Source organism: Legionella sp. 27cVA30 (assembly GCF_024160945.1).
Lineage (GTDB): Bacteria > Pseudomonadota > Gammaproteobacteria > Legionellales > Legionellaceae > Legionella_A > Legionella_A septentrionalis.
Map to the genome: position 1 here is coordinate 828,578 of NZ_JAMYXK010000002.1, position 26,580 is coordinate 855,157.

Consider the following 26,580-nt stretch of genomic DNA (forward strand, 5'->3'; position numbering starts at 1 on the left):
ATGAAAGCACCGACATTGGCCCTTGCCAAAGATATACTGTTAAAACCGGCTGCAATTGATGAATCAAACATTGAAAAACTGATGCGCTCGATGTTGAATCAGCACATCGATGATGCCGATCTCTATTTTCAAAGCTGCAGTTATGAATCTTGGTATTTAGAGGATTCTGAGGTTAAAAGCGGCAGTTACTCGATTGACCGCGGCGTTGGAATTCGTGCGGTAAGCAATGAAAAAACAGGTTATGCGTACTGTGATGATATTTTATTTCCTGCCATGGAACGTGCAGCGGATGCGGCCCGGTCTATTGCATTTAATAAAACGAAAAATACACAACCAGTAAAAGTGTCTTCTTCTTCGCTTATGCATTACCCCAGTATAAATCCCATTATCGGTATGACGAAACAAGAGAAGATTGCTTTATTAGAATCCATTGATCGGGAAGCCCGGCGTTTGGACCCTCGCGTGATTCAGGTAAATGCTTCATTAAGTGCTTGCTATGAAGTGGTGATGATTGCGGGGCTTTATGGGCAGCTGATCGCGGATATAAGGCCTTTAGTCAGTATCAATGTGAGCGTTATCGTGGAGCAGAATGGACGGCGTGAATCTGCACGCTCAGGTGGTGGTGGCCGGGTAGCTTATTCCTATTTCCTGGAAGAAGAGCGGGCATTGCATTATGCCAGGGAAGCAGTACGTGAGGCTTTGGTCAATCTGGAAGCCGAGGAAACGCCGGCAGGTCTTATGCCAGTGGTATTAGGGCCCGGCTGGCCTGGAGTATTATTGCATGAGGCGGTGGGGCATGGGCTTGAAGGCGATTTTAACCGCAAAGGGTTGTCTGCATTTTCAGGCCGTCTGGGCCAGCAGGTTGCTGCTCCAGGAGTTACGGTGGTTGATAATGGCACACTAACTAATAGACGTGGGTCTTTAACGGTAGATGATGAAGGTACTCCGACCCAATGCACCACGTTAATTGAAAATGGGGTGCTGGTGAATTACATGCAGGATAAGTTAAATGCAAGATTAATGAACATGCAGCCTACAGGAAATTGCCGGCGGGAATCTTATGCGCATGTGCCCATGCCGCGCATGACCAACACTTATATGTTAGCGGGATCGCATGATCCTGCCGAGATAATCCGCTCGGTGGACAAAGGCTTGTATGCGGTAAATTTCGGTGGCGGGCAGGTTGATATCACCTCGGGTCAATTTGTTTTCTCGGCCAGTGAAGCGTATCTTATCGAGAAAGGGCGTATTACCAAACCGGTTAAAGGTGCTACTTTGATCGGTAACGGACCTGAGGTAATGAAAAAAATCAGCATGATTGGAAATGATCTGGCTCTGGACAGCGGCATAGGGGTTTGTGGGAAAGAAGGACAATCAGTGCCGGTCGGTGTCGGGCAACCTACTTTAAAAATCGATGCTTTAACTGTAGGCGGCACCAAATAGCTCGGTTGAAAGCGCCAACTGTCATGTTCTTGTGCAAATACTATACTGTTAAAGAAGAAGTATAGTATTTCCAAATGGATCAAGCATGAACGATAACCCCTTGGATTTAGACGAAGAACATCGGCTGGCGGCGTTATATGAATTAAAAATCCTCGACACGCCCCCGGAAGAACGCTTTGATCGGATAATCAGACTGACCGCAAAATATTTTTCCACACCCATTGCCTACATTGCTTTCATTGATAGGGAGCGCCAATGGTTGAAATCAAGTCAGGGGTTATCGGTGAAGCAAACCCCAAGAAACATTTCATTTTGCCATCATACTATCCAGCAAAATACTCCTTTAATTGTAACCGACGCAACCCAAGACACCCGTTTTTGCAATAGTCCTTTGGTGCTGGATACGCCTCATATGCGTTTTTATGCAGGAATACCGCTTGCCACCATACAAGGGTTTAATGTGGGGACTTTGTGTGTGTCTGACCAGATCCCGCGGGATTTAGATGCAGATCAAATTCAATTGCTCAAGGATTTGGCCACTTTAGCTGAAGATCAACTGACTTTACTGGATATTTCAAAGTTAGAAAAAATGATTCGGGAAAAGAATGAAGAGCTGGCACTACGGAATAATTTTATCCGCAAAGCGTTTAGCAGTTTTATGTCGGATGAAATTGTTTCCAAGTTGCTGGAATCCACACAAAAATTAACAGTAGGCGGCGAAGAGCGTAAAATCACCGTATTGTTCAGCGACCTTCGCAATTTCACCCCGCTGGCAGAAACTTATCCTGCGGATAAAATCGTCAGCATGTTGAATAATTATTATGCGCATATGGTAGATGTTATCGAAAAATATAATGGCACCATTGACTCGTTTATTGGTGATGCCATCATGGTTCTTTTTGGTGCACCTTTCTCTGGCGAAGATGATGCCAAGCGTGCAATCGCTTGCGCTTTAGACATGCAGGAAGAAATGACTCGGGTAAATTCCATCAATAAAACAAACAATCTTCCGGCATTGCAGATGGGAATAGGAGTTAATACTGGATATGCCATTGTAGGCACCATAGGCTCTGAAAAGCGGATGCAATATAGTGCCATTGGTTCTTCGGTCAATCTGGCATCCAGAATTCAAGATTTAACGCTAGGCGGACAGATTCTGATTTCTGCAGCAACTTATCAGGAAGTAGCTGGCAAAATCGATTTGCATGGTCATTTACGGGTAAAAGTCAAAGGCATAGATTCGCCTATTACTATATACGATGTCATGGGCTTAAAAGAATAATGCAGTAATGGCCCATCCATTACTCATTATAGTGGACTAAGCTTAAATATAAGCTCCATTATTAATTAAACAGACATGGAGAAGTCATGCCCGACCCATTTATCAAGTCCATAAAATCTTATGCTGCTTCCCCTAATACCATCTGTATTGGCGGCATTTTACATAATGATGTATTGATAAATGCACCAAAATTAAATATTGCTCTCCGATCCCTTAACCGCCACGGTTTAATAGCTGGAGCAACCGGGACAGGCAAGACAAAAACCATCCAAATGCTTAGCGAGCAATTATCCGCTCAAGGTATTCCTGTTTTTTTAATGGATATCAAAGGTGATTTAAGTGGTTTAGCTGTACCTGGCGAAAGGAGTGAAAGTATTTTAAACCGGCAGAAGCTGTTGGGGCTTGATTACAAACCAACAGGCTACCCCGTGGAGTTACTGGCAATGGGGGAGCAGCCAGGTGTCAAGATTAGAGCAACACTCACCGAATTCGGACCTATATTGTTTGCCAAGATGCTGGGTTTAAATGAAACGCAAACCAGCATCATCAGCATCCTTTTTCAATATGCCGAGGATAATCAGCTCTTGTTGCTGGATTTGTCTGATATCAAGCAATTACTGAGTTATGCCCAGGGCGAAGGGAAAGAAAAGATTGAGTCTAATTATGGCGGTTTGGCGCCTGCTTCTCTCAAATCGATTCTGCGCGCAATTATTGAACTGGAAGCTCAAGGGGGCCACGAGTTGTTTGGCGAACCTTCGTTTGAAGTACACGATCTACTGCAGACGACTCTGCAGGGGGCGGGCGTTATTTCCATCCTGCGGTTGATGAATCTTCAAGATAAGCCAAAATTATTCTCAACCTTCATGCTGGGACTGCTAAACCGGGTTTATGCTGCTTTCCCGGAAATCGGCGATGTGGACAAGCCAAAGCTGGTTTTTTTTATTGATGAAGCTCACTTGATTTTCAGCCATGCATCGAAAGCTTTGTTGGAGCAATTACAAATCATCGTGAAGCTAATTCGTTCCAAAGGGGTTGGATTGATTTTCTGTACACAAAGTCCTGAAGATATACCTGAAGCCATTTTAAGCCAGCTGGGTCTTAAGATTCAGCATGCTCTTCGCGCCTTCACCGCCAAGGATCGTAAAGCAATAAAACTGGTCGCGGAAAATTTTCCTTCCACCGTTTTTTATGATACTGCGAATTTGCTGACTTCCCTAGGGATTGGGCAAGCCCTGGTTTCAGCCCTGGATGCGCATGGACAACCCACCCCCCTGGTAGCTGCCATGATACGAGCTCCGCAATCACGCATGGGCCCTTTGCAGGAGGGAGAATTAGTACAACTTGTTGCTAAATCGCATTTGGTGAAAAAATATGACCGCAGAATGGAGCGCGAATCAGCAATGGAAGTATTGCAGAAAAGGAAAAGTGAATACAATTTCCAGAAGGATGAAAGGCTTCCTGGTACAAAGCCTGCGAAAGAAACGTCTACTCTTGAAACATTATCCAAAAATACATTGTTTAGGCAAATTATTCGCTCTTTTGTGCGCGAATTTACGCGGTTCATTATGGCTGCCTTGGGTTTAACTAAATCCGGCAGGAAGAAGTAAAGAAATAGGTGCAGTGCCGATACCAAACGAGTAGACCGCAGGCAAAATTCTTGCGGGTTGAACGATACACTTTCATTTTCACAGAACATGATTCAGTGAACGTCGTACTAGATAATTCCAAAATATACATAATCATTTTGGATAAAAGCTCTCCCTAATGTCAAGTTGTCCAGTAATTATCCATTTGCTATAATGTGCAAATAAATGTCATATTGGGCTTTAGTTTATGCGTACTTATGTGCTCGAAGTTGGAAAAAGGCTTGGCTACTTCAAAGAAAAAGCCAACGGGGTTTGCCATGGCTTTTCCGTACGCTGGCTGGAAGCTTGCTTAGCTGGTGAAAAAGATGAAGAAAAATTTTCAGCACGCATTGAAAAGGTAGGAAAATATTACCAACTTGGCGAGGCATTTCCGGAAAAAATTGCTGCGTTAAAAAAGAAGATCATAGCTTCAAAGAAACCGCCCACTGAAGGAGATTTAAACCAGGAAGAACAGGAAATTTTCGATATTCTGGCTTTCTACGAGAGCCTTGCTCTATACCATCAACCTGCTAATTATCCATCGCTTACAGAAGGTTTGGTGCAAGGAGAAATAGAACAAATTTCTCCAATTGCTGCCTCTGATTCCATCCTTAAAAAAGGTGGCTTGCAACAGGTTTACTCGCAAGCGGTGATACTCTCCAGCACTGAAATGGCAAAATATTTCGACGAAATGGCAGCTTTTCTTGATAAGAATCTAGGTTCTGTCGACATTTATCTTAACCAAAGGGCGGTTGCAGCAATATAAATGAACGATAAAAAAGATTGAGCAAGTTTATCATATCGTGTTGCCACTCTTCTAAAATGTTTGAGTTTATTAAACATGCGTTCGATAAGGTTGCGTTCTTTATAAATATCTTTGTCATACTCCCTGAGCACCTTTCGATGAGATTTTGGCGGTATGACCGCAACAGCTTTCATGTCTATGGCAGCGTTGATAATGTAATCCGCATCATACCCTTTATTCTGCGAGTAGAGCGGTAGTTGTCTTTCAGGGCTTTTTACCTAAAAGCGGCTTCAATAGCCGCTTTTTTTTCGCCTAAAATTTGCCTTATTGTCTATAACCCATCGTGCTGCCAATTGTTTATGAAAATTTGCAGCAATCGTAAGCGAATATCTTTGCTTAATACTTGTTAAGCAGGATATTTCTGAAACTTTTTCAGGACATTGCCTATATTTTTCGGAGAATTCTTATATTTTCATGAGGCAAGGTATACTATTAAAAAGGATGCTATTTATAAATTTCATGAAAAACAGGATTCTGTTTCTTTTCTTTGCCCTTTTTCTATTAAGTTGCGGAAACACGCCGCCAATACCTTACAATGGTTACATTGAAGGCGAATTAATCTTTTTGGCTTCGCCATACTCCGGTATCTTGCAAAAGAAAGCAGTGGAACGAGGTCAACAAGTTAAAAAAGGGCAATTGTTGTTTGAACTTGATCCTAATCCTGAAATTTTGGCCATTGAGCAAAGCAAGGCCGACCTTAAGCAAGCACGTAAGATTTTACAGGATTTGCAAAATCCCTCCCGATTGCCTGAACTTGCCGCGTTACATGCGCAAATTGCGCAAGTCACCGAGCAAATTGAATTAGCCAAATTACGCGTGCAACGCTATCGCCAGTTAGTCGCCAAACAAGCAGCGTCAAAAGATGTTTTGGACGAGGCTGAAACGCGTTATAAAGAATTGCAGAATTTAAAAGCCCAGTATGAATCAAATCTTGAATTGGCCTTACAAGGTAGCCGCGAAGAACAAATCAACGCGCAAAAAGCACGTATAGAAGCGCTTGCAGCAAATTTACAACAAGCCACCTGGCGTCTGCAGCAAAAAAGTGTTGTTGCTCCAGGGGATGGAATTATCTTCGATACCTATTATCGTCAAGGAGAATTCGTCGCTAATCAAAAACCAATCGCCTCATTATTAACTCCGCATAATATAAGAATTGAATTCTTTGTACCTGCAAGAGCCTTAAGTTCGTTACACATAGGACAATCGGTAAATTTTACCTGTGATGGATGTGCAGATAGGAATGAAGCCGTGATTAATTATATTTCCCCAGAGGCAGAATACATACCTCCATTAGTTTACACTTACGAAAACCGTGACTATTTGGTCTTTCGCGTCAAAGCCGCCCTCAAAAATCCGCAACGTTTTAAACCGGGGCAACCCGTAACAATAACGGGAATTGCGAATGGTGCGTGAAGAAATCATCAATGTGGCAAACCTTAGAAAATCCTTTAACAACAAGGTTGTTGTAGATGATATTAATCTGCACGTAAAAAAAGGGGAAGTATTTGGTTTCTTAGGTCCTAATGGCAGTGGCAAGACAACTACGATCCGCATGCTTTGTGGTTTGTTAACACCGGATTCAGGAGAAGGTACTTGTTTGGGATACGATATCGTCAAAGAATCAGGCAAAATTAAAGAACATGTTGGTTATATGACCCAGCGCTTTAGTTTTTATACCGATCTTAGCATAGAAGAAAATTTAAATTTTATTGCCAATGTGTATTTGGTTGCGGATCGTAAGCGACGCATCGCCGAAATCATGGAGGATTTTGGTTTAACCACAAGGCGTAAACAATTGGCCGGTGAGTTATCGGGAGGGTGGAAGCAACGCATGGCATTGGCGGCATGCTTATTACATAAACCTGACTTATTGTTGCTTGATGAGCCGACGGCAGGTATTGATCCTATTGCTCGCCGTGATTTTTGGGACAGAATACACAGCTTGAGCGAGCAAGGCATTACCACACTGATGTCAACGCATTACATGGATGAAGCTGAACGTTGTACGCGGTTGGCTTATATCGCCAATTCCAAATTAATCATTACCGGTACTGTGGATGAAGTCATCAAAAGCACCCGCTTGCGCACCTGGGAGCTAAGAGGAGATATTACTACCAAGCTATTGCAGGAAGTGAAAAAAATTCAAGGTATCACACAAGCTGCTTTATTTGGCCGACAAATTCATGTCTGTGGTTTTGATGTAAAACTTATCGAGCATGGCTTGCAACAGCTAGCGCAAACTCAAGATATTTCCTGGGAAGAAATTGCTTCAACTTTGGAGGATGCATTCATTAGCCTGGTGCATCAAGCGCAAAGGCAAAATTAATATTGTTAATTATCTGGAGTTTAATTTATGCATGGACGAGGTAGCGAGGTGGGGGATCAAGTCCGATAATGTGTTAATATTTTTCTTCAAAAGAGCTCGTATCCGTAGTTTTGAGAAAAATTTCGGATAATTCTTCCAAGCTCGCTGTTAAGAAAGCACCCAAATGAGGCAGCAAGTCTACATCTTTTCCATTTAAGGCTTGTTTTAGCGCTTGTACAGCTTGCACTTTCTGCATCTTGCTGAATCCAAAATTTATAAAAAAGAATCTTGTTTTATATTCGGCCTCGATATTGCTGCGGCAAATTTTTTTCTTTCCTTTTGCAGAGGAGTATGGGTTATCGGCTATGAAAACGAATATTCGGCTTTATGGCGCAAGCGATGATCAAGGTAACGTTCTAAATCTTCCCAACTTTCTGTAGTCTCAGGGCCGTAAATATCACAGCAGCGACAGACGTTTATGCTGGCTTGCATAAGCATGAAGCCTTCTTTAAATTGCGAGGGAGTGTTTTCACCGCGATATAAGCAGTAGAATTATAATTTTGCGCTCCTGGGGTTCGAATCATTTTTTATTAGGTGCGCGGCCTAGAAATTGTACGTCGGTTAGATATTTTCTGCTAAATAGTTGCTCTTCGCGTATCGCATTGAACCGTAATTCCCTTAAGGCTAAATAAATAGCGTTAAATCAGGAAGCAAATTTAAAAGACGGGTGTGATCTTTGACGTAAATATTGTTTAAATGATGGTGAGGGTCTAATAATTCAGAGCTGGCCTTGAATTTTACTTATTGCGGTTGCTTAATCCGGTTTAATTTTCGCTTAAGAAAATGAACGAATGGTTGGACGTTCAGCAATCAGTTCTAATCATTATTGTTCGGCCAGCTTTAAGTTAGCCGCGTAATTTTTTATATCGAAATTTGCTTTGATAATGAGTTGCGAGATGATGATGGCATGTCATTCCTTAAATGTATGCGAATCTAGCAGCATGCGGATTGCTTACATAAAAAATTATGTGCTTAAATCCAAGACCTTGGCTGAGATGCATGAAAATCTAATGGCCAAAATGATTATATATTGTCATGATGGCCTAGAGAGATTAGCAAACAATTAAGAAGTAGTGAGCAGTGGTGTTTTAAGAATGAATGACTGGAATTTTCAGATACCAATTTTAAGGAGAGTAAGTGAGATCATGGGCTAATTCCCGTTTGCTTGCGGTCATGCTGAAAGAGTTTATTCAAATGCGCCGCGATAAAGCCACTTTTGCCATGATTGTAGGAATCCCGTTAATTCAATTAATCTTATTTGGTTATGCCATCAACATGAATCCTCGCCATTTACCCACCGCCATTATTGGCGATGAACAAAGCATTTACAGCCGGCGGATTTTAAAAAGCATGGAGAATTCTACGTATTTTCGCTTTATCAAGCCCGCCATCTCTGCTGGCGAAGCAGATGAGTTATTAAAAAGAGGAAAAATACAATTTGTGTTAAATTTTCCAGTGGATTTTTCCCATGATTTGATTAAGGGTTTACAACCTGAATTATTGTTGGAAGCCGATGCGACTGATCCGGCGGCAACCAGCAGGGCGGTTGCCGTGTTTGCTGATTTGGCTTATTCATCACTAAAAGAAGAATTGCAAGGCGAGCTTTCCTCGTTAATTGCTACCATAAAACCTTATCAACCCATAGTGCATGCCCGCTATAATCCTTTGGCCATTACGGCATTCAATATTGTTCCGGGATTATTAGGCGTTGTTCTTACCATGACCATGGTAATCATTACTGCATTGGCTATTACGCGTGAATATGAACGCGGTACCATGGAAAATTTGCTGGCTACACCGCTAAAACCCATTGAAGTGATGATTGGCAAGATTGTGCCGTATATCATTGTAGGTTATATACAAGTTTTATTGATTTTACTCATGGCCAAATTTTTATTTGGCGTACCCATGCAGGGAAGTGTGTTATTGTTGCTCATCTTGTGCTTGCCATTTATTGCAGCGAACCTTGCCATGGGGCTTACTTTTTCCACGCTCGCCAGCAACCAACTGCAAGCAGTGCAAAGCGCCATGTTTTTCTTTTTGCCCTCGATTTTATTATCCGGCTTCATGTTTCCTTTCCGCGGTATGCCGGATTGGGCACAGTATGTTGGCAACGCATTGCCATTAACACATTTTTTAATCATTGTGCGCGGGATTTTATTGAAAGGCAATGGTTTCTGGGAGGTTTGGAAAGAAACTATCCCCATCATCGTATTTACAGCCGTGGTGATGTATGTCAGTATCAAACGCTACCGCCAGACGTTAGACTAAAGTAATCCCATCAACTGGTTTGACGTCTTCATTTTCCTTGGCATGGTCTTGTTCCTTCACGGCATTCATTTGCTCTTTATATTTTTTCTGTTCTTCGACAAGTGCTTGCATTTCATGAACTTGGGTGCTCCTGCTTCCCTCATCATGCAGTAAGCCTTTTTCCCTTCCTGCGAATCCAGCTTTGCAAGTAGCCCATCCTTTTTCTACCCAGCCCTTGGTAAGCCCAAAAGTCGGGAGCAAGAGTATGGTACCAACTAATGCTTTCATAAAGCCGCCCAGAGTCTGCAAAGCAGGGTACTTAACCGTCAAATCTTTAGCCAAAGTCAGATAGCTCGCCAGATTTTTTTCCTGTTGGATATTTATTCTTGCATCTTGAACATGGATTACTGAAGGTAGGAGGAGTTCTGCAGTACGCGTTACAGCCTCCAATAGCAGCCGTTTGCCGCTTACACCGGCAATGTGCTGTTGCTCAATGTTTTCGAGGATTTTTATTCCTTGCGCAATGCTTTTTAATTCAAGTTGGTTTTCTTTGGCAGGGATAAGGTTAGAATTTTGCAGGCTTGCCTCTCTTTGCCTTAATTCCTGCAGAACTTGCGCCGTGCGTAAATTGAGAAGGGCTTCCACACGACTGTGTGGACAATTTAAATCTCTCCATTCAATTAACCATGCTTTTTTAGGATCATCGCGAATTTGTTCGTAGTTTTGATTGATGTAAGCATCCACTGTGTTCCAGATTAGCTTACTATGATGATTCATGCCGCGGGCTTTAACCATAGCTGGGGCGGCGTGCAAAGCACATTCGAACTCTTTACGACTGAGTGGCTGCCCGCTCTCTATAGATTTCATCAGGTTATAATAGGCAGAAGATACGCCGCCGCGATCGATCGCGTCCTTACAGGAAAAATTAATGCTTACAGGATTAATTGTTTCAATGATAAAATTTGGTAACTCATATTTAGTGAAATGGAACCAAACCGCTTGTCGTTGTGCGCTCGATAATTCTTGTGCAGTTTCAGGATTTATCCCCATTTGTCTGAAACTTTTATCCAGTAATTCATTTAATTTATTTTTTTCAAGTTGTTGTGAATAAATACCTCCCTGATTGCTGAATAATAATGTTCTAATTTTAGGGCTGATATGAAAATCCCGCACCGTCTCTTGGGCTTTCCCATCTTCCAGGGCAATGTGTAAAAATTCCTCACGTACTTTTTGATAAGAATGGTGATCATTGGTTTTTTTAAAATCAGATTTTCCCATTAATCCTTTATCAGCGGGCAAAGTAATCACTGCGATGTTTTCATGGTCAGTTTCTAAATCATGCAGGGCAGTGGTTAAAGCTTTTTCTTTATGCCCTTCAAAATCCAATTTCTTGGGTCTATCTTTCCCCAAGTTGTTAAAATAAATATGCGTGATCGATTTTTCCGAGGCTTGACGTTCCTGCACCTGCAGCCAATGCTCAAATAAAGGACTTACCCGCACTTCGCCATGGTGGCGTTGTGCTTGCGTGCCAAAGCGATATTCTGTCACCCCTTTCTTATTTTCAGGATTGATTGCGCCATCGTTATATTGATAGGTACGAACCGTAGCAATACTGGTGGTGTGCTGCGGTTTAAAATTTGCAGAAATCATCGCTGTAAAACGGCCGTAGGCAGAGCCTGCCTCAGCCGGTGTTTGCGCTTCTTTATTTATTCGCTGGCTCTTGCTGTCCAGCAGTGATTGAGAAACCTTATGTTCAATGGCATTGGCTACAGGGCGGTGGTTAGCGGGAATTTCGCGGATGGCTTCATAAGTGTTAGGCAGGATGTTATTGTCGTTGTGATAAATGGCAAAGAAAAAATTATCCCACTCTCTTTCAATTTCGATATTATCGCTATCTTTAATCCAAGGGAGAAATTCATCCTCTACAACGCGAAAAAAACGTGAATAAAGGTCTGCATAAGCGGTTTCTGGATGGTAGGCTGGCTCGATTTTTGCAAGTTCTGCAAATAAAGAAGTTACATTTTCCGGTAAATTTTGCACTGCCTGAGAAGGAATAGCTTCCTTTATTTTTAGCAAGTAAGCATGGCAATTTTTATTATGCAGCTTTTCGCTGCTCATGGCTTCTTTTACTTCAACTTCAGGTGTAGACATCATAATCCAAGTGAGTTTTTATAATACAAGTATAGCTTAAAGAAATATTGACTTGCGAAGGCAGGCTCTTTACCATAGCAGCAAATTCACCAGGGGTGCTCTTTGCAATTCGAGAGCTGAGAAAAACCCTCACAACCTGCACTGGATAATGCCTGCGGAGGGAGTGTGATGATTGCCACATTTAAGTTATGTTTAGTAACCAATTTTCATGGTTACAGCGAAGAATCCTATTTAAAATTAATTTGCGAAGCGGTAGCAGGCGGAGTCAGCATGGTTCAGCTTCGCGATAAATCCAGCCGTCAGCATGAGACTTACCATTGGGGAATGGCCATTAAACGCGCGTTGCAGCCATTTTCCGTACCTCTTATCGTAAATGATTCCATTGATTTGGCGATTGCCATAGGGGCAGATGGAGTGCATCTAGGACAAGCAGATGCCTCCCCTGTTATAGCCCGCGAGCGCTTGGGTGTTGAGAAAATAATTGGGCTATCCATTGAAACATTCGCACAACTTGAATACGCCAATACGCTTGATTGCATTGATTATGTTGCGGCGAGCGCGGTATTCCCCAGCGCGACTAAGCCAGATTGTAAAACGACTTGGGGCTTAGAAGGACTTCGTTTCATTGTAGACAACTCCAAACATCCGGTAATTGCCATTGGCGGAATTGGGCTTGGTAATGCACAAGACGTTATAAAACAAGGTGTGGCTGGCATTGCCGTGGTGAGTGCACTTCACCAGCCAGACAGTTATCAAGCTGCTGCTGATTTATTGGAGACGATTAATGACCAGTGATGAAAATTGTTTGATTAGCCAAGTTCAAAATAAAAATCCGCTCATCTTAAATATTACTAATTATGTTTCCATGGAATTTGTAGCCAATGGATTATTGTGCATGGGTGCATCGCCTGTCATGAGTCATAGCCTGGAGGATGCAAGCGCGCTAGCCCATTTCGTTGCGGCAGTCGTGATTAATATTGGTACCTTAGATGCTGATTTCATGGAGTTGGCCGACAGCATATGCCAGGCTGCAACTCAAAAAAACATTCCCCTGGTTTTAGATCCGGTAGGTGCCGGGGCAACCGCTGCCCGAACCACAGCATGTTGGCAATTACTTGATTCTTATCCTTTTGCCGTAATTCGAGGTAATGCCAGTGAAATTAAAGCACTGGCAGGACGTCAAGGATTGACAAAAGGGGTAGATAGTACTGAAGATAGCCGCACGGCATTGGTAGCAGCACAACAGTTGGCCCGACAAAAAAATTTGGTGGTTGTGGCTAGCGGTGCAACCGATCTCATCGTTCATCCCGGCGCGCAGCAATTAATAGAAGGTGGCTCAGCTTTAATGCCTTTGGTCACCGGCAGCGGCTGCCTTTTTACTGCTGTTGTCGCTGCTTTTTGCGCAGTGCATAGCGATTATTTTGCCGCTGCTGTCGCTGCTGCTCGATTTTATGGCCGTTGTGGTGAGCTCGCCGCAAGAACGGCACCAGGGCCAGGCAGTTTTAAAATGCAGTTTTTAGATCACTTATATCAAGTGGCTCAAGGGGAAGCATCATGAGACACCCGCCTTGTGTATTGACCGTAGCAGGAACCGATCCTTCCGGAGGCGCAGGCATCCAGGCAGATATCAAGGCGATATCAGCAACAGGCAGTTATGCGGCTTCTGTCATTACGGCTTTGGTAGCGCAAAATACGCAGGGAGTGCAGGCTATTCAGGAAGTTCCCACCGCTTTCATCGCTCAACAATTGGATGCTGTATTTCAAGATTTGCACATCAAAGCCGTTAAAATTGGTATGCTGCACGATCACGAGGTTATGCATGTAGTTGCACAGAGTTTACAAACCCATCATCCTGAGTATGTTATTCTGGATCCGGTCATGGTCGCAAAAAATGGCTGCGCATTGCTAAAGGAAGAGGCCGTTTCTTATCTGAAAGAGCAATTGATTCCTGCAGCAACCCTGATTACACCCAATATAAGCGAAGCCGAAAAAATTTTGGACATGTGCATAGAATCGTCTGCTGACATGATGCATGCTGCACGCAGTATCGCAGAAGAATATCAAGTTAATGTGCTGTTAAAGGGCGGCCATCTTAATGCCCCCGAGGCTTCTGATGTTTTGTGGGTGACAGCAGACAATACGTCTCATTGGTTTCACGCGCCGCGTATCCATACGAAAAATACCCATGGAACTGGGTGCAGTTTATCTGCAGCAATTGCTTCGTTTCTGGCGCAAGGGAAAGATTTGCTTACCGCGGTGCAACTGGCTAAAAAATATCTTTTCCATGCTATTGTTGCTGGAAGCAACCAACAAATCGGGAAAGGGCATGGGCCCGTTGATCATTTTTATTTTTTGGATGAAACTCTTATCCTTTAGAGTGGCTGCATGTAAGCGGAAATTTTATTCGGAAAAATTACACTTATGTTAACTAATAAAATTGTGTTCATCACTGGCGCATCCAGTGGCATTGGAGCTGCCTGTGCTAAAAAATTTGCAGAAGAGGGCGCCAAATTGTTATTGGGCGCCCGGCGGCTTAATAAGTTACAGGAATTGGCGGAAACCTTACAGCAGGAATATGATGCCGATGTGCACATTGTGAAGCTTGATGTTTGCCGTCAGCAGGAAGTACAGCAAGTGCTATCCCAACTTCCCAAAGCTTGGCAAGAGATTGATATTTTGGTGAATAATGCCGGTCTTGCGCTGGGCTTGGAATCTTTCTCTGAAGGCACAATAGAAGATTGGGAGCGCATGATAGATACCAACATCAAAGGTTTATTATATGTAACGCGAGCAGTGTTACCTGGCATGGTGAAACGTGATGCAGGACATATCATCAACATCGGTTCAATTGCCGGTCATTATGTGTATCCAAATGGCGCAGTATATTGTGCCACTAAACACGCAGTCAAAGCCTTGACGGAAGGCATTAGAATGGATGTTTTTGGCACGAAAGTGCGTGTCAGTACGGTCGACCCAGGGGCTGTGGAAACCAATTTCAGCGTCGTGCGTTTCAAAGGTGATAAAGCCCGGGCTGCTGCGGTTTACCAGGGAATGACTCCTTTATGTGGTGATGACGTTGCTGATGCAGTCTGGTATTGTGCGTCGCGTCCGGCGCATGTAAACATCAGTGAAGTCATTATTATGCCTACGGATCAATATTCGGCTACCTTGCTTGCCCGCCGCAAAGAAAGCCAGAATTAACGGTGCAGGAAGTTGCTGACCATGTCTTCCACGCGTGCATCCAATAAAACGCCGATGTGATCTACATTTGGCAACAAGGCTAACGATGCAAAAGAGTATTGCTTGCAAAAGATAATGGATTCACGGGGTGTGATTACTTCATCTTTTTCCCCATGGATGCAAAGAAAAGGCGTATGGGCATGTTTTGTGTAGTTGCGAAAATCCAGACTTTTGGGATCAAGGTTTGTTTTGTCTCGAAAAGCCTTACGTAATAATAAGAATCCTTTTCCTGTTAATTTAAATTGCCGTGCTAAACGGATGATAGGAGTGCGCATTCTAGTGGGCGAGGCCAGCATCACCACACGTTCAGGTTCTTTATTTATCTTCCAGTTAGGATATTGCCGGCCTAAATTTAATGTATTAAGGATCACAGAGCCGCCGAAGGAATGCCCGATAACCCCGTAAAAAGGGCCCAGTTCATTCAAGGTGCGCTGCAGTGTGGTAATGGCATCAGTCCACAGTAATTGCAATCCTTTTGCTTCTCCATGCGCTGGAAAATCAAGCGCATATACGTCAAAGCCTTGTTGATGCAGGGCGCGAATTAAACGCGCCATATAGGCAGCGCGAGACATCCAACCATGAGTAATCAAAATTTTTCTTGCCCCAGGTCTTGGGGCAGCAAAATGATGAACAACATGATGGCGTGGGTGATCGCAGTGCAGCGATTCAGTGCGCTCTTTTTGCAAATATTCGCAAGCACGCCTGGCAAATTCCCGATATTCCTTTTCCAAAGGAAATAAGACTGGGGTAATGAATAATTGATAACAGATGTGCGAGTATAAAAAATCCCGAAAACTTTTCAATGAGTCTGTAATCATCTACTGGCCCGTCCCTGTTAAGCTTTGCTCGTGTTTCTTTCCAGTACGGCTTGAGTTTCTGATACCCGTAAACAAAAACAGGTATTTTTATTATCATAATAGTAGAAAATTCGAGTTAGTAGGAATATTGTTAAACACGTTTATGGGCATGTTCAATTTTGACTTTTGCCCATATCGATTTAGACTTACGCCATACTGAAATATAAAGGATTTATAAATGAAAACAGCCGATTACATTTATCGTCATGATCATGAAGAGCTTCGTGGTTTTGTGGCCAATGCTGCACAGGAAGGCGACACAGTGCCTGCTGTGCTGATTGTGCACGATTGGTCAGGCCGCAATGAATTTGCCTGCCGTAAAGCAGAAGAATTGGCAAAATTAGGGTATATAGGGTTTGCTGTTGATGTATTCGGGCAAGCGCGTATCGGAAAAACCACAGAAGAAAAAATGGCTTTGATGCAGCCTTTTGTGGAGGATCGTGCCTTGCTGCGTGAGAGATTGCTCGCAGCATTTAATGCGGTAAAAGAGATGCCGGGAGTTGCGACGCAACGGATTGCTGTGATTGGATTTTGTTTTGGTGGATTGTGTGCGCTTGATTTGGCGCGCAGCGGCGCTGATATAGCAGGGGCGGTGAGTTTTCACGGGTTGTTGCACAAGCCTGAGAATCTCTCTGCTAACGTAATCAAGGCAAAAATTCTAGCCTTGCACGGCTATGACGATCCCATGGTACCTCCCGCACAAGTGGATGAGTTTTGCCAGGAAATGACGGCAGCAAACGTTGACTGGCAAGTATACATGTACGGCCATACCAAGCATGCTTTTATGAACCCACAAGCTCAGGATGAAAAATTAGGTACTATTTATAATCCGCAAACGGAACATCGGGCGTGGCTGGCAATGCAAAATTTTCTGCAAGAAATATTCAAACGTTAAACTTATGGCTCAAGCAAACCATAATGCATTGGCTGCAGAACTCGGCTCTCTTTTGCTGCGTCGAAAGATTCGCTGTGCTGTGGCTGAATCATGCACCGGTGGCGGCTTATCTTCTGTCATCACCGAAATCCCCGGCAGTTCGCAGTGGTTTGAGCGCGGATTCGTCACCTATAGCAATCAGGCTAAAGAAGATATGCTGCGCGTACCTCACCGCCTCATTGCCTCTTATGGCGCGGTGAGCGAGCAAACTGCTCGGGCAATGGCAGAGGGGGCGATCGCAGCAAGTAGGGCAGAAGTAAGTGTTGCCATTACTGGAGTTGCGGGTCCTGGTGGCGGCAGTGAGCAAAAGCCTGTGGGTACAGTTTGGATTGCCTGGGCGGGCGACTGGCAAGACACGTATTCCCAATGTTATCAATTTAAGGGAAATCGCACCGAAATACGCAACCAAGCAATAGTCATTGCTTTACAAGGATTGCTGAAGCGTTGTGCTGTCTTAAGCCACCCTAAAACATCAGAACGTTATTTTTTTGCTTTATGGCCTGATGAAAAAACGGCGCAGGCTTTATATGAGCAAGCCCGAGCGCTTATAGAGAGAGATAAAAGCAAGCCGACTTCCTTGCAAAATCTGCATTTGACTTTAGTTTATTTAGGACAAGTCCCCCCTGAATTTTTACGGCAAGCGATGGATTTGCCAGCAAAAATACATCTTAAACCATTTGCAATGAACATTTGTAAGGCAGATAGCTGGGAACGAGCCCAGATAGCATGGCTTGGAGTTGAGCAAGTGCCTGCGGGATTATGCGAATTGGTGGAAACTTTAAATCATCGCTTGCTTGGCCTTGGGTTTAAACCGGAGTGTAGGCCTTTTGTGCCGCACGTGACTATTGCCAGAAAACTTATGATAAAAAAAGCGGCACTTATTCCTGCTCTGACTTGGTTTGTCAGGGATTTTTGTTTGGTAAAATCTTCTGGAAGAGAAGGCCAGTCTAAATATGAGATTGTGCAGCGGTGGCAATTATAGTGTGTAATCTTCTTATCCAGGGGTTATCCATGGGCAATTTTCCGCCAGTAAAATGTTGCACCATTAAGTTCTTACTCCGTCGCTGCAAACATCGTTAACATACACCAGCATAGAATTTTTTTGTCTTTCCTTGTGTATGCTTTTTAAACCGCCGCAAGCCAAAGAGCAAACAATGGAGGTTTTAAGGCAGAAAATTAATTTAGCAGCCTGACAGCGCGTTGCCTGGGACGAGGGAGCCGGAGCTGTCTAGTAAAGATTCCTTATCTTTACACGAATGATTTTGTCATCATCCGCACCTGCCCAGCCTCTTCCGTCTGTATTGGCAGTCATTAAGTATAAAAAACCGTCTTTCCCGCATACCGCATTGCGCAAGCGCCCGTATTTCCTGTGAAAGTGCATGTTTAATTTGCCTATTTTTATTTTTTGCGGGTCAAGCGGCACTTGATACAGAGCTTGTCCTCTTAATCCTGTAAAAAATAAATTGCCCATAGCGTAACAAAGGCCTGAAGGCGCCCATGTTTCTTTTCCGCCTGAGGTAAGTACAGGAGGTTTTATCCCTTTTGCCTGCTGGTAACCTTGGCTTTGCGGCCATCCGTAATTTTTGCCTGCTAAAATTAAATTCAGTTCATCATAATGGCTTTGTCCATGCTCTGTAGCCCATAGCTGCCCCTGTTCATCCCAAGCCAATCCCTGTGGGTTGCGATGACCAAAAGAATAAACCGCTGTATTAAAAGGATTGTTTGGAGCTGGCATGCCATCTTTAGTTATCCGCAAAATTTTCCCGGCAAGAGATGTACGTTGTTGAGCTGATTCAGGATCTTGCGCATCACCGGTGGACACATATAAATAACCATCAGGCCCAAATTTAATGCGTCCTCCATTGTGAAATCGCGCGGCAGGGATATCCGCCAAAATAATCGTCTTATCGACAAGCTCTCCTTTTTCTGGGTAGACGTAACGCACGACTTGATTGACTGGCTTTCCGTTTTTTTTGGTGGTGAAGTATAAATATAAATGGTGATTTTGCGGGAAATCCGGATCAAGAGCCATTCCTAGGAGCCCGCCTTCGCCTACTGGATAAACGTCGGGTACCACAAGCGTTTTTTCAACCTTGCCTAACTGTCTTAATTTGCCATTGCGTTCGGTCACCAAGAAGTCATGATTAGGTAGAAAAACCATTTCCCAAGGTGCATTTAAATTCACAGCCACTAATTCTTCAGCGTAATTTATATGATTTTTACCGGCTTGCGCTTTTGGAGCCGTTGGCAGGAAAAATAACGGAATTATGTGGTTTCTTCCTATAAAAGCGAATAAACCCAAAAAAATCAGGGTGACAACCATAATAAAAATGAGTTTGACTTTCTGTAAGCGCATGCGAATCCATTTAAGTAAATCGGTTAGAAACTAAAACTACTATAATTAAATATACCCAATAAAAATACGAATGGGTCAAGCAAGTGTATTGTTTTAGTCAATACAAGGTATTGAAGGAGAAGAAATATGGAAATTAAAGAGGTCATGACTGAAAGTCCTACCTATTGTAGCCCCGATTCTACGTTAAGTGAAATTGCCAAAATCATGAAATCATTAGATACCGGAATTATACCGATTGGTAATGGGGAAAAATTATTAGGTACGATTACGGATCGAGACATAGCCTTATGCCTTGCTGAGGGAGGGGATGCGGATAGCAAAGCTTCAGAAGCCATGCATAAAGGAGTTTATTATTGCTATGAAGACGATTCGATTGAAAGTGCCGCCAAAAACATGGGTGAGTTGCAAGTGCGCCGCTTAATTGTTCTTGATAATCGCGAAAATAAAAAAATGGTAGGTATCCTTTCCTTGGGGGATATAGCCCGGGTAACGCACGATAAAAAGACATGCGGTGAAGTGGTAAATAAAGTGTGTGAAGAAAGAGCACAGTCACCCCACTAGGCAGCATGATAGCGCCCCAATTGCGGGCGCTACTTATTCGATATTGCCGTGAATCCATAAGCTCCTTATTTTTTAAATTATTCTTGTGCTAAGATGGTCTTTTTCATTTAAAGGAAATGCCATCATGTCAGATAAATTCAGCAATGTGACCAAAGATATCAGCACGCAATTGGCAAAAATGCGCAAGGAATTGCCGGAAGTAATGGCAGGTTTCTCTGCTCTGTCCCAGGCTGCCACCAAGGATGGAGTATTGAGCAAAAAAACCAAAGAGCTCATTGCCATGGCATTGGCTGTTGCCAATCATTGCCCCGGGTGTATTGGTTTTCATTCACAAGCTTTAGTGAAATATGGCGCTACGCGTGAAGAATTGCTGGAAACTTTGGGTATGGCCGTTTATATGGGCGGTGGCCCTTCTTTGATGTATGCCGCAGAAGCCTTACAAGCTTTTGAAGAATTTTCTCAATAAATCAAGTAAAGCATGTAAGTGCCTTATTCGGAGGCACTTACATGCATCATTTCTTTGGGCGTGGCAATGGGCGTAGGGTTTTGGGTTGGCGAACAAGGATATTGCTTGCGTACCCCAAGTAGCGCTACTTGGGAGACGGTCATTCTATCTTTATCGCTTTGCTGGCTTGAAATTTCGCGGTAAGTTTGCTGAATCAATTCATTTAGCATGGTTGGATTAAGTTGCATGCCGGCGGGCAGACAAAATAGAGGCGAACCGCTCGCTTTGGCGGTGTCATTAGCTAAAAGCAGGGTTTCGGCAATGCTTTCACTGGTTAAAAGAAGAACGTTTCTTGCTGATCTCGCCCAGGCTTGCGCCTGTGGATCTGCTTTCATTTCCATTTGCGGTATGTTGTTAGCAATATTCATATAATGATCAATTGTATCGGCACAGACAGAGGCAGACATCAATAACATCATATAAAACACTCGCCGCATTTTCATATCCTCATTTGCCATCGGTAAAACACAATCAAACTACTACATCGCGCTGCTGAATGAAATCCCTTATAAAGAGTGAGGTGTAATCCAGCCAAAAACAAAAGCCAAAAACAGTAAAATAAATAAACTAAGTGATAAACCAATGCGCCAGGTTAATGCTTTGACGGTGCGTTTTGTTTTACCTTCGTCACGCACAAGAAAGACAAGTCCGCTTCCCAATGCGATTAGAATAATTAACATGACAATAAGGATGATCGCCTTCACCAACATTTGCTATACTCCCGGACTTCTTACAGCGAGCTGTATATATCAAAATGGTAAGTCTAACTGGTTTTAAGCAGCGTTTCATCTCAAATTGGCTAATAGTCGCCTTGGCAATCAGTGCGGTCGCACTTTGTACCCGCTTGGGGTTTTGGCAACTTAAGCGTGCCCATGAAAAAACAGCGCTTATTAATCAAGAAAAAAAATTTTCCGCGTCTGTCCCCAGATCCTGGCATCCGGCGCAGGAGTTACCTCTGGCTTATGAGCCGGTGAATGTTGTCGGTAAGTATTTACCGGCTGTTTTACTGCTGGATAACCAACATCATCAACACCGGTTTGGCTATCATGTGTTATCGCCCTTTGTGCTGAATAATAAACATGTCGTGTTAATTGATCGGGGCTGGGTGGCCGGCGATCTAACCCGTAAAAACTTGCCCGAAGTTGTAACGCCAAAAGAAGAAATTAAATTAAGCGGGCAAGTCTATTACCCATCTGCGAAAAAAATAGTTTTAGGTGAATTAATAGAAAAAAAACAAGAAGGGTTGGCCATTATTGAGGCAATCGATGCGCAAGCAATCAGTCAATTTTTGCAAAAATCAGTCTATCCGTTTATTATTCGTCTTGATAAACATGCAGCACATGGTTATGTGCGTGAATGGATTGTCGTTTCCATGCCGCCTGAACGCCATTATGCCTATGCTGTGCAGTGGTTTGGCTTGGCATTAGCCCTTTTTTTCTTATTTGTAGTGCGTAATATCAGAACAATGGTTTTTCCATAATCTGTAAGCATAAACATCCAGGATATGTTGAAACGATATGAAAAAGTTTCGTAGTAATTATTTTATTCTCTTATTTTTAGCGCTTGTATTTCTCGCTCCAGGAATATTTGCTTATTTTTTTTATACTCATCCCGATTGGCTGGGGGGAAAGAAGATCAATAGAGGAAAATTGTTAAATCCGCCGCAGTTGCTGGCGCATGAAAATAAAAACGCCAAATGGCGATTAATTTTGTGGAGCCCGGGCACTTGTGAAACAGCATGCATGCAGCAACTGGACAAACTGGCAAGAAGTCGCTTGGCATTAGGCCGGCGTTTATATGAAGTAGAAACCTGGTTATGGCTGGGAGCAAGCGCGCCTGAGATCAGTTTGGCACAAAATCAAATTTTGCAGGATGAAGAAATTTATAAACGTAGGTTAAAGGCAGATGACAAGGTCAATTTACCGCCTGCTTCCTTGATTTATCTACAAAATCCAGCAGGGTATTTGGTCATGTCTTATGAAACGTCCGCCAAACCTGCTGATATTTTCCATGATGTAAAACGTTTGTTGAATACGAAAGAGTGATAGCTGATGAGTGTTAAATTTTTAAGGCGTATCACCACTTTGGCTTTAATATTAGCCTTATTTGTGGTGATGTTGGGTGCATTTACACGTCTTACCGATGCAGGATTAGGTTGTCCTGACTGGCCAGGTTGTTACGGGCATTTGGTATTACCTACGGCGCAAAATAAGTTAACGCATATGCAAACGCAATATCCTGGAACTTTCATTGAAACACAAAAAGCTTGGACGGAAATGATCCATCGCTATGCTGCCGGCTCATTAGGTTTGCTAACGCTTTGCATTTTTTTAGGAGTCCATCGTTACCACCGGTTTTTACGCAGTGAAAATCCAGTTTTTTCGCAAAATGCAATACAAGTATCCAAAAAATTGCCACTTATCTTGCTGGGATTGCTCCTATTCCAAGCGCTTTTGGGAATGTGGACCGTCACCTTGAAATTATTACCCATTGTAGTCATGGCGCATCTTTTAGGTGGTATGCTGATTTTTGCAACTCTTTGTTATTTCCGCTGGCAATTGAGCGATTTTACGCCTAAATATTTGCCGCGGTGGCGTTTTTGGATAGCCTTGGGCGCGCTGCTTGTATTCATGCAAATTGCTTTGGGTGGATGGGTGAGTTCCAATTATGCCGGCGTAGCTTGTGTGGGTTTTCCGCAATGTAACGGGGAGTGGGTGCCTGATTTATATTTTTCCCAAGGGTTTAATTTGTTTTCTCCGGTAGGCGCTAATTATCAAGGTGGTTTATTGGACAACCATGTGCGGGTAACTATCCAATTCATTCACCGAGTCGGAGCTTACGTTACGGCGTCTTATGTCATTATTTTAGCATTATGCTTGCTTAAGAAAACTCAATACAGCCACCTGCGTGCCGTAGCTTTAGCAGCGCTCCTGTTAGTCCTGGGGCAATTCTTACTCGGTGTATTCAATGTGATTTATTTATTGCCATTAAAGGTGGCTGTTGCACATAATGGCCTGGCAGCATTGCTGTTTGCTGCCATGTGCAGCTTGCTTTATTTATCGAGAGGGAATGCAATCCATGCAGCTAATTAATGAACAATTCGTAAGTAGCACATGGCGGGATTACCTGGAGTTATGCAAGCCTCGTGTCGTGGCTTTGATGTTGCTTACCGTGGTGGTAGGGATGTACTTAGCCACACCAGGCTGGGTGCCTGTCGCTACATTAACTAGTGCACTATTGGGTATAGGTTTATGCGCAGGCAGTGCAGCTGCCATTAACCATTTGGTGGATAAACGCATTGATGCCATGATGGCACGCACCAAAAAAAGGCCTATTGCTCACGGGAGAATCTCGGTAAAAGAGGCATTTTTATTTGCATGCGTGTTAGGTGTGGGCGGGCTTGTCATTCTAATTTTATTCGTCAATAGGTTAACGGCCGTATTAACGTTTGTTTCTTTGATTGGTTATGCCGGGGTTTATACTGGGTATCTTAAGCGCGCTACTCCACAAAATATTGTTATAGGCGGTTTAGCTGGCGCAGCGCCGCCTTTACTAGGTTGGACTGCGGTAACCAATCAGCTCGACCCGCAAGCATTATTACTGGTTCTCATTATTTTTACCTGGACCCCGCCGCATTTCTGGGCGTTGGCTATTTACCGTTTTGAAGATTATCGTCATGCCGAAATTCCAATGCTGCCAGTTACCCACGGTATTGACTACACCAAATTGAATGTGCTGCTTTATACTATTCTGCTCGTGGCAGTTAGTATATTGCCATTTGCGGTAAAAATGAGCGGGTTGGTTTATTTAGCCGGAGCATTGGCTCTGGGCGCACGATTTTTATATTGGGGAATCGTTTTATATCGCAGCAAGCAAGCAGTGATTGCAATGCGTACCTTCCGTTTCTCTATCATCTATCTGATGTTGTTATTTTTGTTTTTATTAATTGATCATTATTTGTGAGGAAGTAAGATGTCTGCTCGAAAAAACCGGATTGTAATGACGGTAATTAGTTTGATTGCTGTAGCCGCATTAATTGCTGGGTTGTTTGTTTCCCAGCACATGCATGCTAAAAAGCATGTGGATATGAGTGAGTTTCATGGGACTTTATTAGAAAATCCCCGTGAAATCGGCGATTTTTCTTTGTCTGGTATTGATGAGAAAACATTTGGCAAGGATAGTTTGCAAGGGCAATGGACTATGGTGTTCTTTGGTTTTACCAATTGCGGTTATCTTTGCCCCACCACCATGGCGCAACTTAGCAAAATGTATCGTATCTTGGAAGAGAAAGGCGCAAAAATCATGCCTAAAGTAGTCATGATCACCATCGATCCACAACGCGACAGCTTGAAAAAATTGGCGCAATACGTGAAAGGGTTTAACCCGCACTTTTATGGAGCGAGGGGAGACGAGGATACCATCAAGCGCATGACGAAAGAATTAGGTGTTGCTTATGCCAAGATTGCCTTAAAGGATGAAAATCCTGATGATTATGATATGGAACATACGGGAACGGTTATGCTTTTCGACCGGCAAGGGCATTTGCAAGCTTTTTTCACCACCCCTCACCAAGCCGAACTGTTGGCGCAAGATTATCTGTTGCTTGTTTCATAAGCAAATCAACGACTGCCTTTGCGAAACTCCAAAGGCGAAGGCAGTTAACTGGTTTAAAATTTTTTAAAAACGAGTGTAAAAAAAATACACTTTCCTGCGAGTTTAGAGGATAATTACATAGTTATTTTAATTTAGATACCAAGCGAGTACAGTGAAGGTGTTCTAAACTTTTCTTATCAGCTCTTTCATTTGTGTTGGCCTCAAGCCAAATTCTTTGTGGATTTAAAATAAAAATGAAGAAGGAAATATAGATATATGAAAATCGCGATTCTTGCGACTAATGGTGAGTTGTATTCTCATAAACGCTTAAAAATGGCCGGTGAAGAAGCGGGTCATGAAATCAAAATCATTAATCCTTTATATTGTTATATGAATGTGGCGGCTTCTAAGCCCCAGGTTCATTACCGTGGTGGAGAGCCTTTACCACATTTCGATGCGGTGATCCCACGGATTGGCGCATCAAATACATTTTATGGAACCGCCGTTTTGCGTCACATGGAAACCATGGGAATGTATACCCTTAATGAGTCCATTGCCATCTCGCGTTCTCGTGATAAGTTCAGGGCATTGCAATTGTTAGCACGCAAGGGCATACCCATGCCTTTAACAAGTTTTGCCCAATCGCCGGGAGATACCGAAGATTTAATTCGCATGGTGGGCGGAGCGCCATTGGTGATTAAGTTGCTGGAAGGTACCCAGGGTAAGGGCGTTATTTTAGCGGATACGCATCAATCCGCAGTCAGCATCATCAATGCGTTTAAAGAAATGCACGTCAATATTTTAGTGCAGGAATTCATTAAAGAATCGCGAGGAACCGATATTCGCTGTTTGGTGATTGGCGATAAAATAGTGGCTGCCATAAAGCGGCAGGCCAAAGAGGGAGAATTTCGTGCCAATGTGCATCAGGGGGGCAAAGCTCATGAAGTAAAATTGTCTCCGCAAGAACGTACTATAGCGGTTGCAGCCGCTAAAACCATGGGCTTAAAAGTGGCAGGCGTGGATATATTACGTTCAAATCACGGACCTTTGGTTCTCGAAATCAATTCATCACCTGGTCTGGAGGCAATTGAAAAAACCACCCAGATTAATATTGCCGGGGAAATCATCAGTTATATCGAAAAACACGCCAAACCGATTGGGGTGAATAAACGTTTTCAAGGTTAAGCGCGCGGTTCACGGATGAACCATAAGATGCAGCAAGGCCATCAATTATGTCGTTTATCACTTTTGCCGAGTAGCCATTCCGGATTGACTTCCAATTCTTCGGCAATGAGTTGCAATAGTGGGGTACCAGAATGGATATTGCCATTTAGAATCGCTTCCGCCTTGCCGCGTGGTATATTGATTAGTTTGGCAAATACTTCCACGCGTTCATCCGCACGTTGTGGGACGCCAATTTCATCTAATTCTTTATTCAGGCGTTCTGAGAATTGTTTATTGCTCATAATCTACCTCCACCAGGTAAGAGTCAAATTGGCGTCCCGACCTATGAAGACTATCGCTCACATTAAAAAAAACATTATTAAAAAGTAATAATTTCTGTTATTCAATGGATATAGCATAAAAATATACTTTTGCAATTTTTATGATAA

Annotated in this window: 28 protein-coding genes, 1 pseudogene and 1 riboswitch; of the genes and pseudogenes, 21 read left to right on the forward strand and 8 right to left on the reverse strand. The window is 43.2% G+C overall.

The annotated features are described in order from the left end of the window. The 4 genes from tldD (at window position 1) to NKV53_RS09170 (ending at window position 5,116) form a co-directional block, all read left to right on the forward strand. Window positions 1-1,443, forward strand: coding sequence for a metalloprotease TldD (gene tldD, locus NKV53_RS09155; RefSeq protein WP_126953866.1), 1,443 nt, complete (start codon window positions 1-3; stop codon window positions 1,441-1,443). A gap of 85 nt (window positions 1,444-1,528) precedes the next feature. Further along, window positions 1,529-2,725 (forward strand): adenylate/guanylate cyclase domain-containing protein, encoded by a 1,197-nt coding sequence (locus NKV53_RS09160; RefSeq protein ID WP_127111128.1) that lies wholly within the window; start codon window positions 1,529-1,531, stop codon window positions 2,723-2,725. Window positions 2,726-2,811: 86 nt separating this feature from the next. Then, entirely contained in the window at window positions 2,812-4,332 is a 1,521-nt protein-coding gene (locus tag NKV53_RS09165; protein WP_253351008.1) for a helicase HerA-like domain-containing protein, read from the forward strand. Between the two features lie 226 nt (window positions 4,333-4,558). Further along, the gene (locus NKV53_RS09170; protein WP_253351009.1) at window positions 4,559-5,116 is read left to right on the forward strand and encodes a hypothetical protein; all 558 of its coding nucleotides are present in this window, start codon (window positions 4,559-4,561) and stop codon (window positions 5,114-5,116) included. Here the strand turns inward: NKV53_RS09170 and NKV53_RS09175 are convergent. Further along, window positions 5,083-5,232 (reverse strand): annotated as a pseudogene (locus NKV53_RS09175) (transposase); the annotation flags it as partial. The gene NKV53_RS09170 and the pseudogene NKV53_RS09175 overlap by 34 nt on opposite strands. 382 nt (window positions 5,233-5,614) lie before the next feature. On the opposite strand from NKV53_RS09175, the gene NKV53_RS09180 reads away from it, so the two are divergent. Together NKV53_RS09180 and NKV53_RS09185 are read left to right on the forward strand one after the other, a co-directional pair. Further along, window positions 5,615-6,568: an HlyD family secretion protein gene (locus NKV53_RS09180; RefSeq protein WP_158614976.1), complete on the forward strand. Its 954-nt coding sequence runs from the start codon at window positions 5,615-5,617 to the stop codon at window positions 6,566-6,568. Further along, on the forward strand, window positions 6,558-7,481 hold the full coding sequence (locus NKV53_RS09185; protein ID WP_126953954.1) for an ABC transporter ATP-binding protein: 924 nt from the start codon (window positions 6,558-6,560) through the stop codon (window positions 7,479-7,481). Before NKV53_RS09180 ends, NKV53_RS09185 begins: the two co-directional genes overlap by 11 nt. Window positions 7,482-7,554: 73 nt before the next feature. On the opposite strand, the gene NKV53_RS09190 is transcribed toward NKV53_RS09185, so the two are convergent. Next, window positions 7,555-7,716, reverse strand: coding sequence for a hypothetical protein (locus NKV53_RS09190; RefSeq protein ID WP_158614977.1), 162 nt, complete (start codon window positions 7,714-7,716; stop codon window positions 7,555-7,557). Between the two features lie 941 nt (window positions 7,717-8,657). On the opposite strand from NKV53_RS09190, the gene NKV53_RS09195 reads away from it, so the two are divergent. Continuing rightward, complete coding sequence (locus NKV53_RS09195; RefSeq protein WP_233579557.1) at window positions 8,658-9,791, forward strand: ABC transporter permease; 1,134 nt, start codon at window positions 8,658-8,660, stop codon at window positions 9,789-9,791. Here the strand turns inward: NKV53_RS09195 and NKV53_RS09200 are convergent. Next, window positions 9,783-11,921, reverse strand: a complete 2,139-nt coding sequence (locus NKV53_RS09200) for a hypothetical protein (protein ID WP_253351010.1) — start codon at window positions 11,919-11,921, stop codon at window positions 9,783-9,785. The two genes, NKV53_RS09195 and NKV53_RS09200, sit on opposite strands and share 9 nt — an antisense overlap. A gap of 81 nt (window positions 11,922-12,002) precedes the next feature. Further along, window positions 12,003-12,102: riboswitch (TPP riboswitch) on the forward strand. Here NKV53_RS09200 and thiE point away from each other — a divergent pair. From thiE to NKV53_RS09220, 4 genes are all read left to right on the forward strand, one after another. Then, entirely contained in the window at window positions 12,090-12,716 is a 627-nt protein-coding gene (gene thiE / locus NKV53_RS09205) for a thiamine phosphate synthase (RefSeq protein ID WP_127032343.1), read from the forward strand. (Overlaps the previous riboswitch by 13 nt.) Then, window positions 12,706-13,479: a hydroxyethylthiazole kinase gene (thiM, locus tag NKV53_RS09210; RefSeq protein WP_127032344.1), complete on the forward strand. Its 774-nt coding sequence runs from the start codon at window positions 12,706-12,708 to the stop codon at window positions 13,477-13,479. The genes thiE and thiM overlap by 11 nt, the downstream gene beginning before the upstream one ends. After that, window positions 13,476-14,297, forward strand: coding sequence for a bifunctional hydroxymethylpyrimidine kinase/phosphomethylpyrimidine kinase (gene thiD, locus NKV53_RS09215; RefSeq protein ID WP_253351011.1), 822 nt, complete (start codon window positions 13,476-13,478; stop codon window positions 14,295-14,297). Before thiM ends, thiD begins: the two co-directional genes overlap by 4 nt. A 45-nt stretch (window positions 14,298-14,342) precedes the next feature. Further along, entirely contained in the window at window positions 14,343-15,122 is a 780-nt protein-coding gene (locus NKV53_RS09220; protein ID WP_126953959.1) for an SDR family oxidoreductase, read from the forward strand. Here the strand turns inward: NKV53_RS09220 and NKV53_RS09225 are convergent. After that, window positions 15,119-15,979, reverse strand: coding sequence for an alpha/beta hydrolase (locus NKV53_RS09225; RefSeq protein ID WP_126953960.1), 861 nt, complete (start codon window positions 15,977-15,979; stop codon window positions 15,119-15,121). The genes NKV53_RS09220 and NKV53_RS09225 overlap by 4 nt on opposite strands. A 217-nt stretch (window positions 15,980-16,196) precedes the next feature. Between NKV53_RS09225 and NKV53_RS09230 the strand changes: the two genes are divergently transcribed. After that, a complete protein-coding gene (locus NKV53_RS09230) occupies window positions 16,197-16,913 on the forward strand; it encodes a dienelactone hydrolase family protein (RefSeq protein WP_126953961.1) in 717 nt (238 codons plus the stop codon). A 4-nt stretch (window positions 16,914-16,917) separates the two neighbouring features. Further along, window positions 16,918-17,934, forward strand: coding sequence for an RNA 2',3'-cyclic phosphodiesterase (gene thpR / locus NKV53_RS09235; RefSeq protein WP_127111383.1), 1,017 nt, complete (start codon window positions 16,918-16,920; stop codon window positions 17,932-17,934). Between the two features lie 246 nt (window positions 17,935-18,180). Here the strand turns inward: thpR and NKV53_RS09240 are convergent, their stop codons facing one another. Then, window positions 18,181-19,308, reverse strand: a complete 1,128-nt coding sequence (locus NKV53_RS09240; protein ID WP_253351013.1) for a PQQ-dependent sugar dehydrogenase — start codon at window positions 19,306-19,308, stop codon at window positions 18,181-18,183. Between the two features lie 126 nt (window positions 19,309-19,434). On the opposite strand from NKV53_RS09240, the gene NKV53_RS09245 reads away from it, so the two are divergent. Then, entirely contained in the window at window positions 19,435-19,869 is a 435-nt protein-coding gene (locus tag NKV53_RS09245) for a CBS domain-containing protein (RefSeq protein WP_126953963.1), read from the forward strand. Between the two features lie 124 nt (window positions 19,870-19,993). Continuing rightward, the gene (locus NKV53_RS09250) at window positions 19,994-20,335 is read left to right on the forward strand and encodes a carboxymuconolactone decarboxylase family protein (RefSeq protein ID WP_126953964.1); all 342 of its coding nucleotides are present in this window, start codon (window positions 19,994-19,996) and stop codon (window positions 20,333-20,335) included. Between the two features lie 23 nt (window positions 20,336-20,358). Here NKV53_RS09250 and NKV53_RS09255 read toward each other — a convergent pair whose 3' ends face one another. Both NKV53_RS09255 and NKV53_RS09260 read right to left on the reverse strand, forming a co-directional pair. Continuing rightward, window positions 20,359-20,811: a phosphatase gene (locus NKV53_RS09255; RefSeq protein ID WP_126953965.1), complete on the reverse strand. Its 453-nt coding sequence runs from the start codon at window positions 20,809-20,811 to the stop codon at window positions 20,359-20,361. A 69-nt stretch (window positions 20,812-20,880) separates the two neighbouring features. After that, on the reverse strand, window positions 20,881-21,084 hold the full coding sequence (locus tag NKV53_RS09260; protein WP_126953966.1) for a twin transmembrane helix small protein: 204 nt from the start codon (window positions 21,082-21,084) through the stop codon (window positions 20,881-20,883). Window positions 21,085-21,128: 44 nt separating this feature from the next. On the opposite strand from NKV53_RS09260, the gene NKV53_RS09265 reads away from it, so the two are divergent. The 6 genes from NKV53_RS09265 to rimK all read left to right on the forward strand — a co-directional run bounded on the left by NKV53_RS09265 (window position 21,129) and on the right by rimK (window position 26,152). Continuing rightward, complete coding sequence (locus tag NKV53_RS09265; protein ID WP_127111381.1) at window positions 21,129-21,854, forward strand: SURF1 family protein; 726 nt, start codon at window positions 21,129-21,131, stop codon at window positions 21,852-21,854. A gap of 37 nt (window positions 21,855-21,891) precedes the next feature. Further along, entirely contained in the window at window positions 21,892-22,419 is a 528-nt protein-coding gene (locus tag NKV53_RS09270) for a hypothetical protein (protein ID WP_127111380.1), read from the forward strand. 6 nt (window positions 22,420-22,425) lie between these two features. After that, the gene (locus NKV53_RS09275; RefSeq protein ID WP_126953969.1) at window positions 22,426-23,466 is read left to right on the forward strand and encodes a heme A synthase; all 1,041 of its coding nucleotides are present in this window, start codon (window positions 22,426-22,428) and stop codon (window positions 23,464-23,466) included. Then, window positions 23,453-24,337 (forward strand): heme o synthase, encoded by an 885-nt coding sequence (cyoE, locus tag NKV53_RS09280; RefSeq protein WP_127032348.1) that lies wholly within the window; start codon window positions 23,453-23,455, stop codon window positions 24,335-24,337. Before NKV53_RS09275 ends, cyoE begins: the two co-directional genes overlap by 14 nt. A gap of 9 nt (window positions 24,338-24,346) precedes the next feature. Then, window positions 24,347-24,988: an SCO family protein gene (locus NKV53_RS09285; protein ID WP_127032349.1), complete on the forward strand. Its 642-nt coding sequence runs from the start codon at window positions 24,347-24,349 to the stop codon at window positions 24,986-24,988. Between the two features lie 255 nt (window positions 24,989-25,243). Next, window positions 25,244-26,152, forward strand: a complete 909-nt coding sequence (rimK, locus tag NKV53_RS09290) for a 30S ribosomal protein S6--L-glutamate ligase (protein WP_126953972.1) — start codon at window positions 25,244-25,246, stop codon at window positions 26,150-26,152. Window positions 26,153-26,193: 41 nt separating this feature from the next. Here rimK and NKV53_RS09295 read toward each other — a convergent pair whose 3' ends face one another. After that, window positions 26,194-26,433, reverse strand: coding sequence for a hypothetical protein (locus tag NKV53_RS09295; protein WP_126953973.1), 240 nt, complete (start codon window positions 26,431-26,433; stop codon window positions 26,194-26,196). Between the last annotated feature and the right edge of the window lie 147 nt (window positions 26,434-26,580).

What these genes read in the sequence shown, in the direction of transcription:
- NKV53_RS09270 (WP_127111380.1), top strand. Translation starts at nt 21,892, where the DNA reads ATGAAAAAGTTTCGTAGTAATTATTTTATTCTCTTATTTTTAGCGCTT.
- NKV53_RS09295 (WP_126953973.1), bottom strand. Translation starts at nt 26,433, where the DNA reads ATGAGCAATAAACAATTCTCAGAACGCCTGAATAAAGAATTAGATGAA.
- rimK (WP_126953972.1), top strand. Translation starts at nt 25,244, where the DNA reads ATGAAAATCGCGATTCTTGCGACTAATGGTGAGTTGTATTCTCATAAA.
- NKV53_RS09180 (WP_158614976.1), top strand. Translation starts at nt 5,615, where the DNA reads ATGAAAAACAGGATTCTGTTTCTTTTCTTTGCCCTTTTTCTATTAAGT.
- cyoE (WP_127032348.1), top strand. Translation starts at nt 23,453, where the DNA reads ATGCAGCTAATTAATGAACAATTCGTAAGTAGCACATGGCGGGATTAC.
- NKV53_RS09160 (WP_127111128.1), top strand. Translation starts at nt 1,529, where the DNA reads ATGAACGATAACCCCTTGGATTTAGACGAAGAACATCGGCTGGCGGCG.
- NKV53_RS09230 (WP_126953961.1), top strand. Translation starts at nt 16,197, where the DNA reads ATGAAAACAGCCGATTACATTTATCGTCATGATCATGAAGAGCTTCGT.
- tldD (WP_126953866.1), top strand. Translation starts at nt 1, where the DNA reads ATGAAAGCACCGACATTGGCCCTTGCCAAAGATATACTGTTAAAACCG.
- NKV53_RS09240 (WP_253351013.1), bottom strand. Translation starts at nt 19,308, where the DNA reads ATGCGCTTACAGAAAGTCAAACTCATTTTTATTATGGTTGTCACCCTG.
- NKV53_RS09170 (WP_253351009.1), top strand. Translation starts at nt 4,559, where the DNA reads ATGCGTACTTATGTGCTCGAAGTTGGAAAAAGGCTTGGCTACTTCAAA.
- NKV53_RS09265 (WP_127111381.1), top strand. Translation starts at nt 21,129, where the DNA reads ATGGTAAGTCTAACTGGTTTTAAGCAGCGTTTCATCTCAAATTGGCTA.
- NKV53_RS09185 (WP_126953954.1), top strand. Translation starts at nt 6,558, where the DNA reads ATGGTGCGTGAAGAAATCATCAATGTGGCAAACCTTAGAAAATCCTTT.
- thiM (WP_127032344.1), top strand. Translation starts at nt 12,706, where the DNA reads ATGACCAGTGATGAAAATTGTTTGATTAGCCAAGTTCAAAATAAAAAT.
- NKV53_RS09250 (WP_126953964.1), top strand. Translation starts at nt 19,994, where the DNA reads ATGTCAGATAAATTCAGCAATGTGACCAAAGATATCAGCACGCAATTG.
- NKV53_RS09285 (WP_127032349.1), top strand. Translation starts at nt 24,347, where the DNA reads ATGTCTGCTCGAAAAAACCGGATTGTAATGACGGTAATTAGTTTGATT.
- NKV53_RS09255 (WP_126953965.1), bottom strand. Translation starts at nt 20,811, where the DNA reads ATGCGGCGAGTGTTTTATATGATGTTATTGATGTCTGCCTCTGTCTGT.
- NKV53_RS09275 (WP_126953969.1), top strand. Translation starts at nt 22,426, where the DNA reads ATGAGTGTTAAATTTTTAAGGCGTATCACCACTTTGGCTTTAATATTA.
- NKV53_RS09245 (WP_126953963.1), top strand. Translation starts at nt 19,435, where the DNA reads ATGGAAATTAAAGAGGTCATGACTGAAAGTCCTACCTATTGTAGCCCC.
- NKV53_RS09225 (WP_126953960.1), bottom strand. Translation starts at nt 15,979, where the DNA reads ATGATTACAGACTCATTGAAAAGTTTTCGGGATTTTTTATACTCGCAC.
- NKV53_RS09190 (WP_158614977.1), bottom strand. Translation starts at nt 7,716, where the DNA reads ATGCAGAAAGTGCAAGCTGTACAAGCGCTAAAACAAGCCTTAAATGGA.
- thpR (WP_127111383.1), top strand. Translation starts at nt 16,918, where the DNA reads ATGGCTCAAGCAAACCATAATGCATTGGCTGCAGAACTCGGCTCTCTT.
- NKV53_RS09260 (WP_126953966.1), bottom strand. Translation starts at nt 21,084, where the DNA reads ATGTTGGTGAAGGCGATCATCCTTATTGTCATGTTAATTATTCTAATC.
- NKV53_RS09165 (WP_253351008.1), top strand. Translation starts at nt 2,812, where the DNA reads ATGCCCGACCCATTTATCAAGTCCATAAAATCTTATGCTGCTTCCCCT.
- thiD (WP_253351011.1), top strand. Translation starts at nt 13,476, where the DNA reads ATGAGACACCCGCCTTGTGTATTGACCGTAGCAGGAACCGATCCTTCC.
- NKV53_RS09200 (WP_253351010.1), bottom strand. Translation starts at nt 11,921, where the DNA reads ATGTCTACACCTGAAGTTGAAGTAAAAGAAGCCATGAGCAGCGAAAAG.
- NKV53_RS09220 (WP_126953959.1), top strand. Translation starts at nt 14,343, where the DNA reads ATGTTAACTAATAAAATTGTGTTCATCACTGGCGCATCCAGTGGCATT.
- thiE (WP_127032343.1), top strand. Translation starts at nt 12,090, where the DNA reads ATGATTGCCACATTTAAGTTATGTTTAGTAACCAATTTTCATGGTTAC.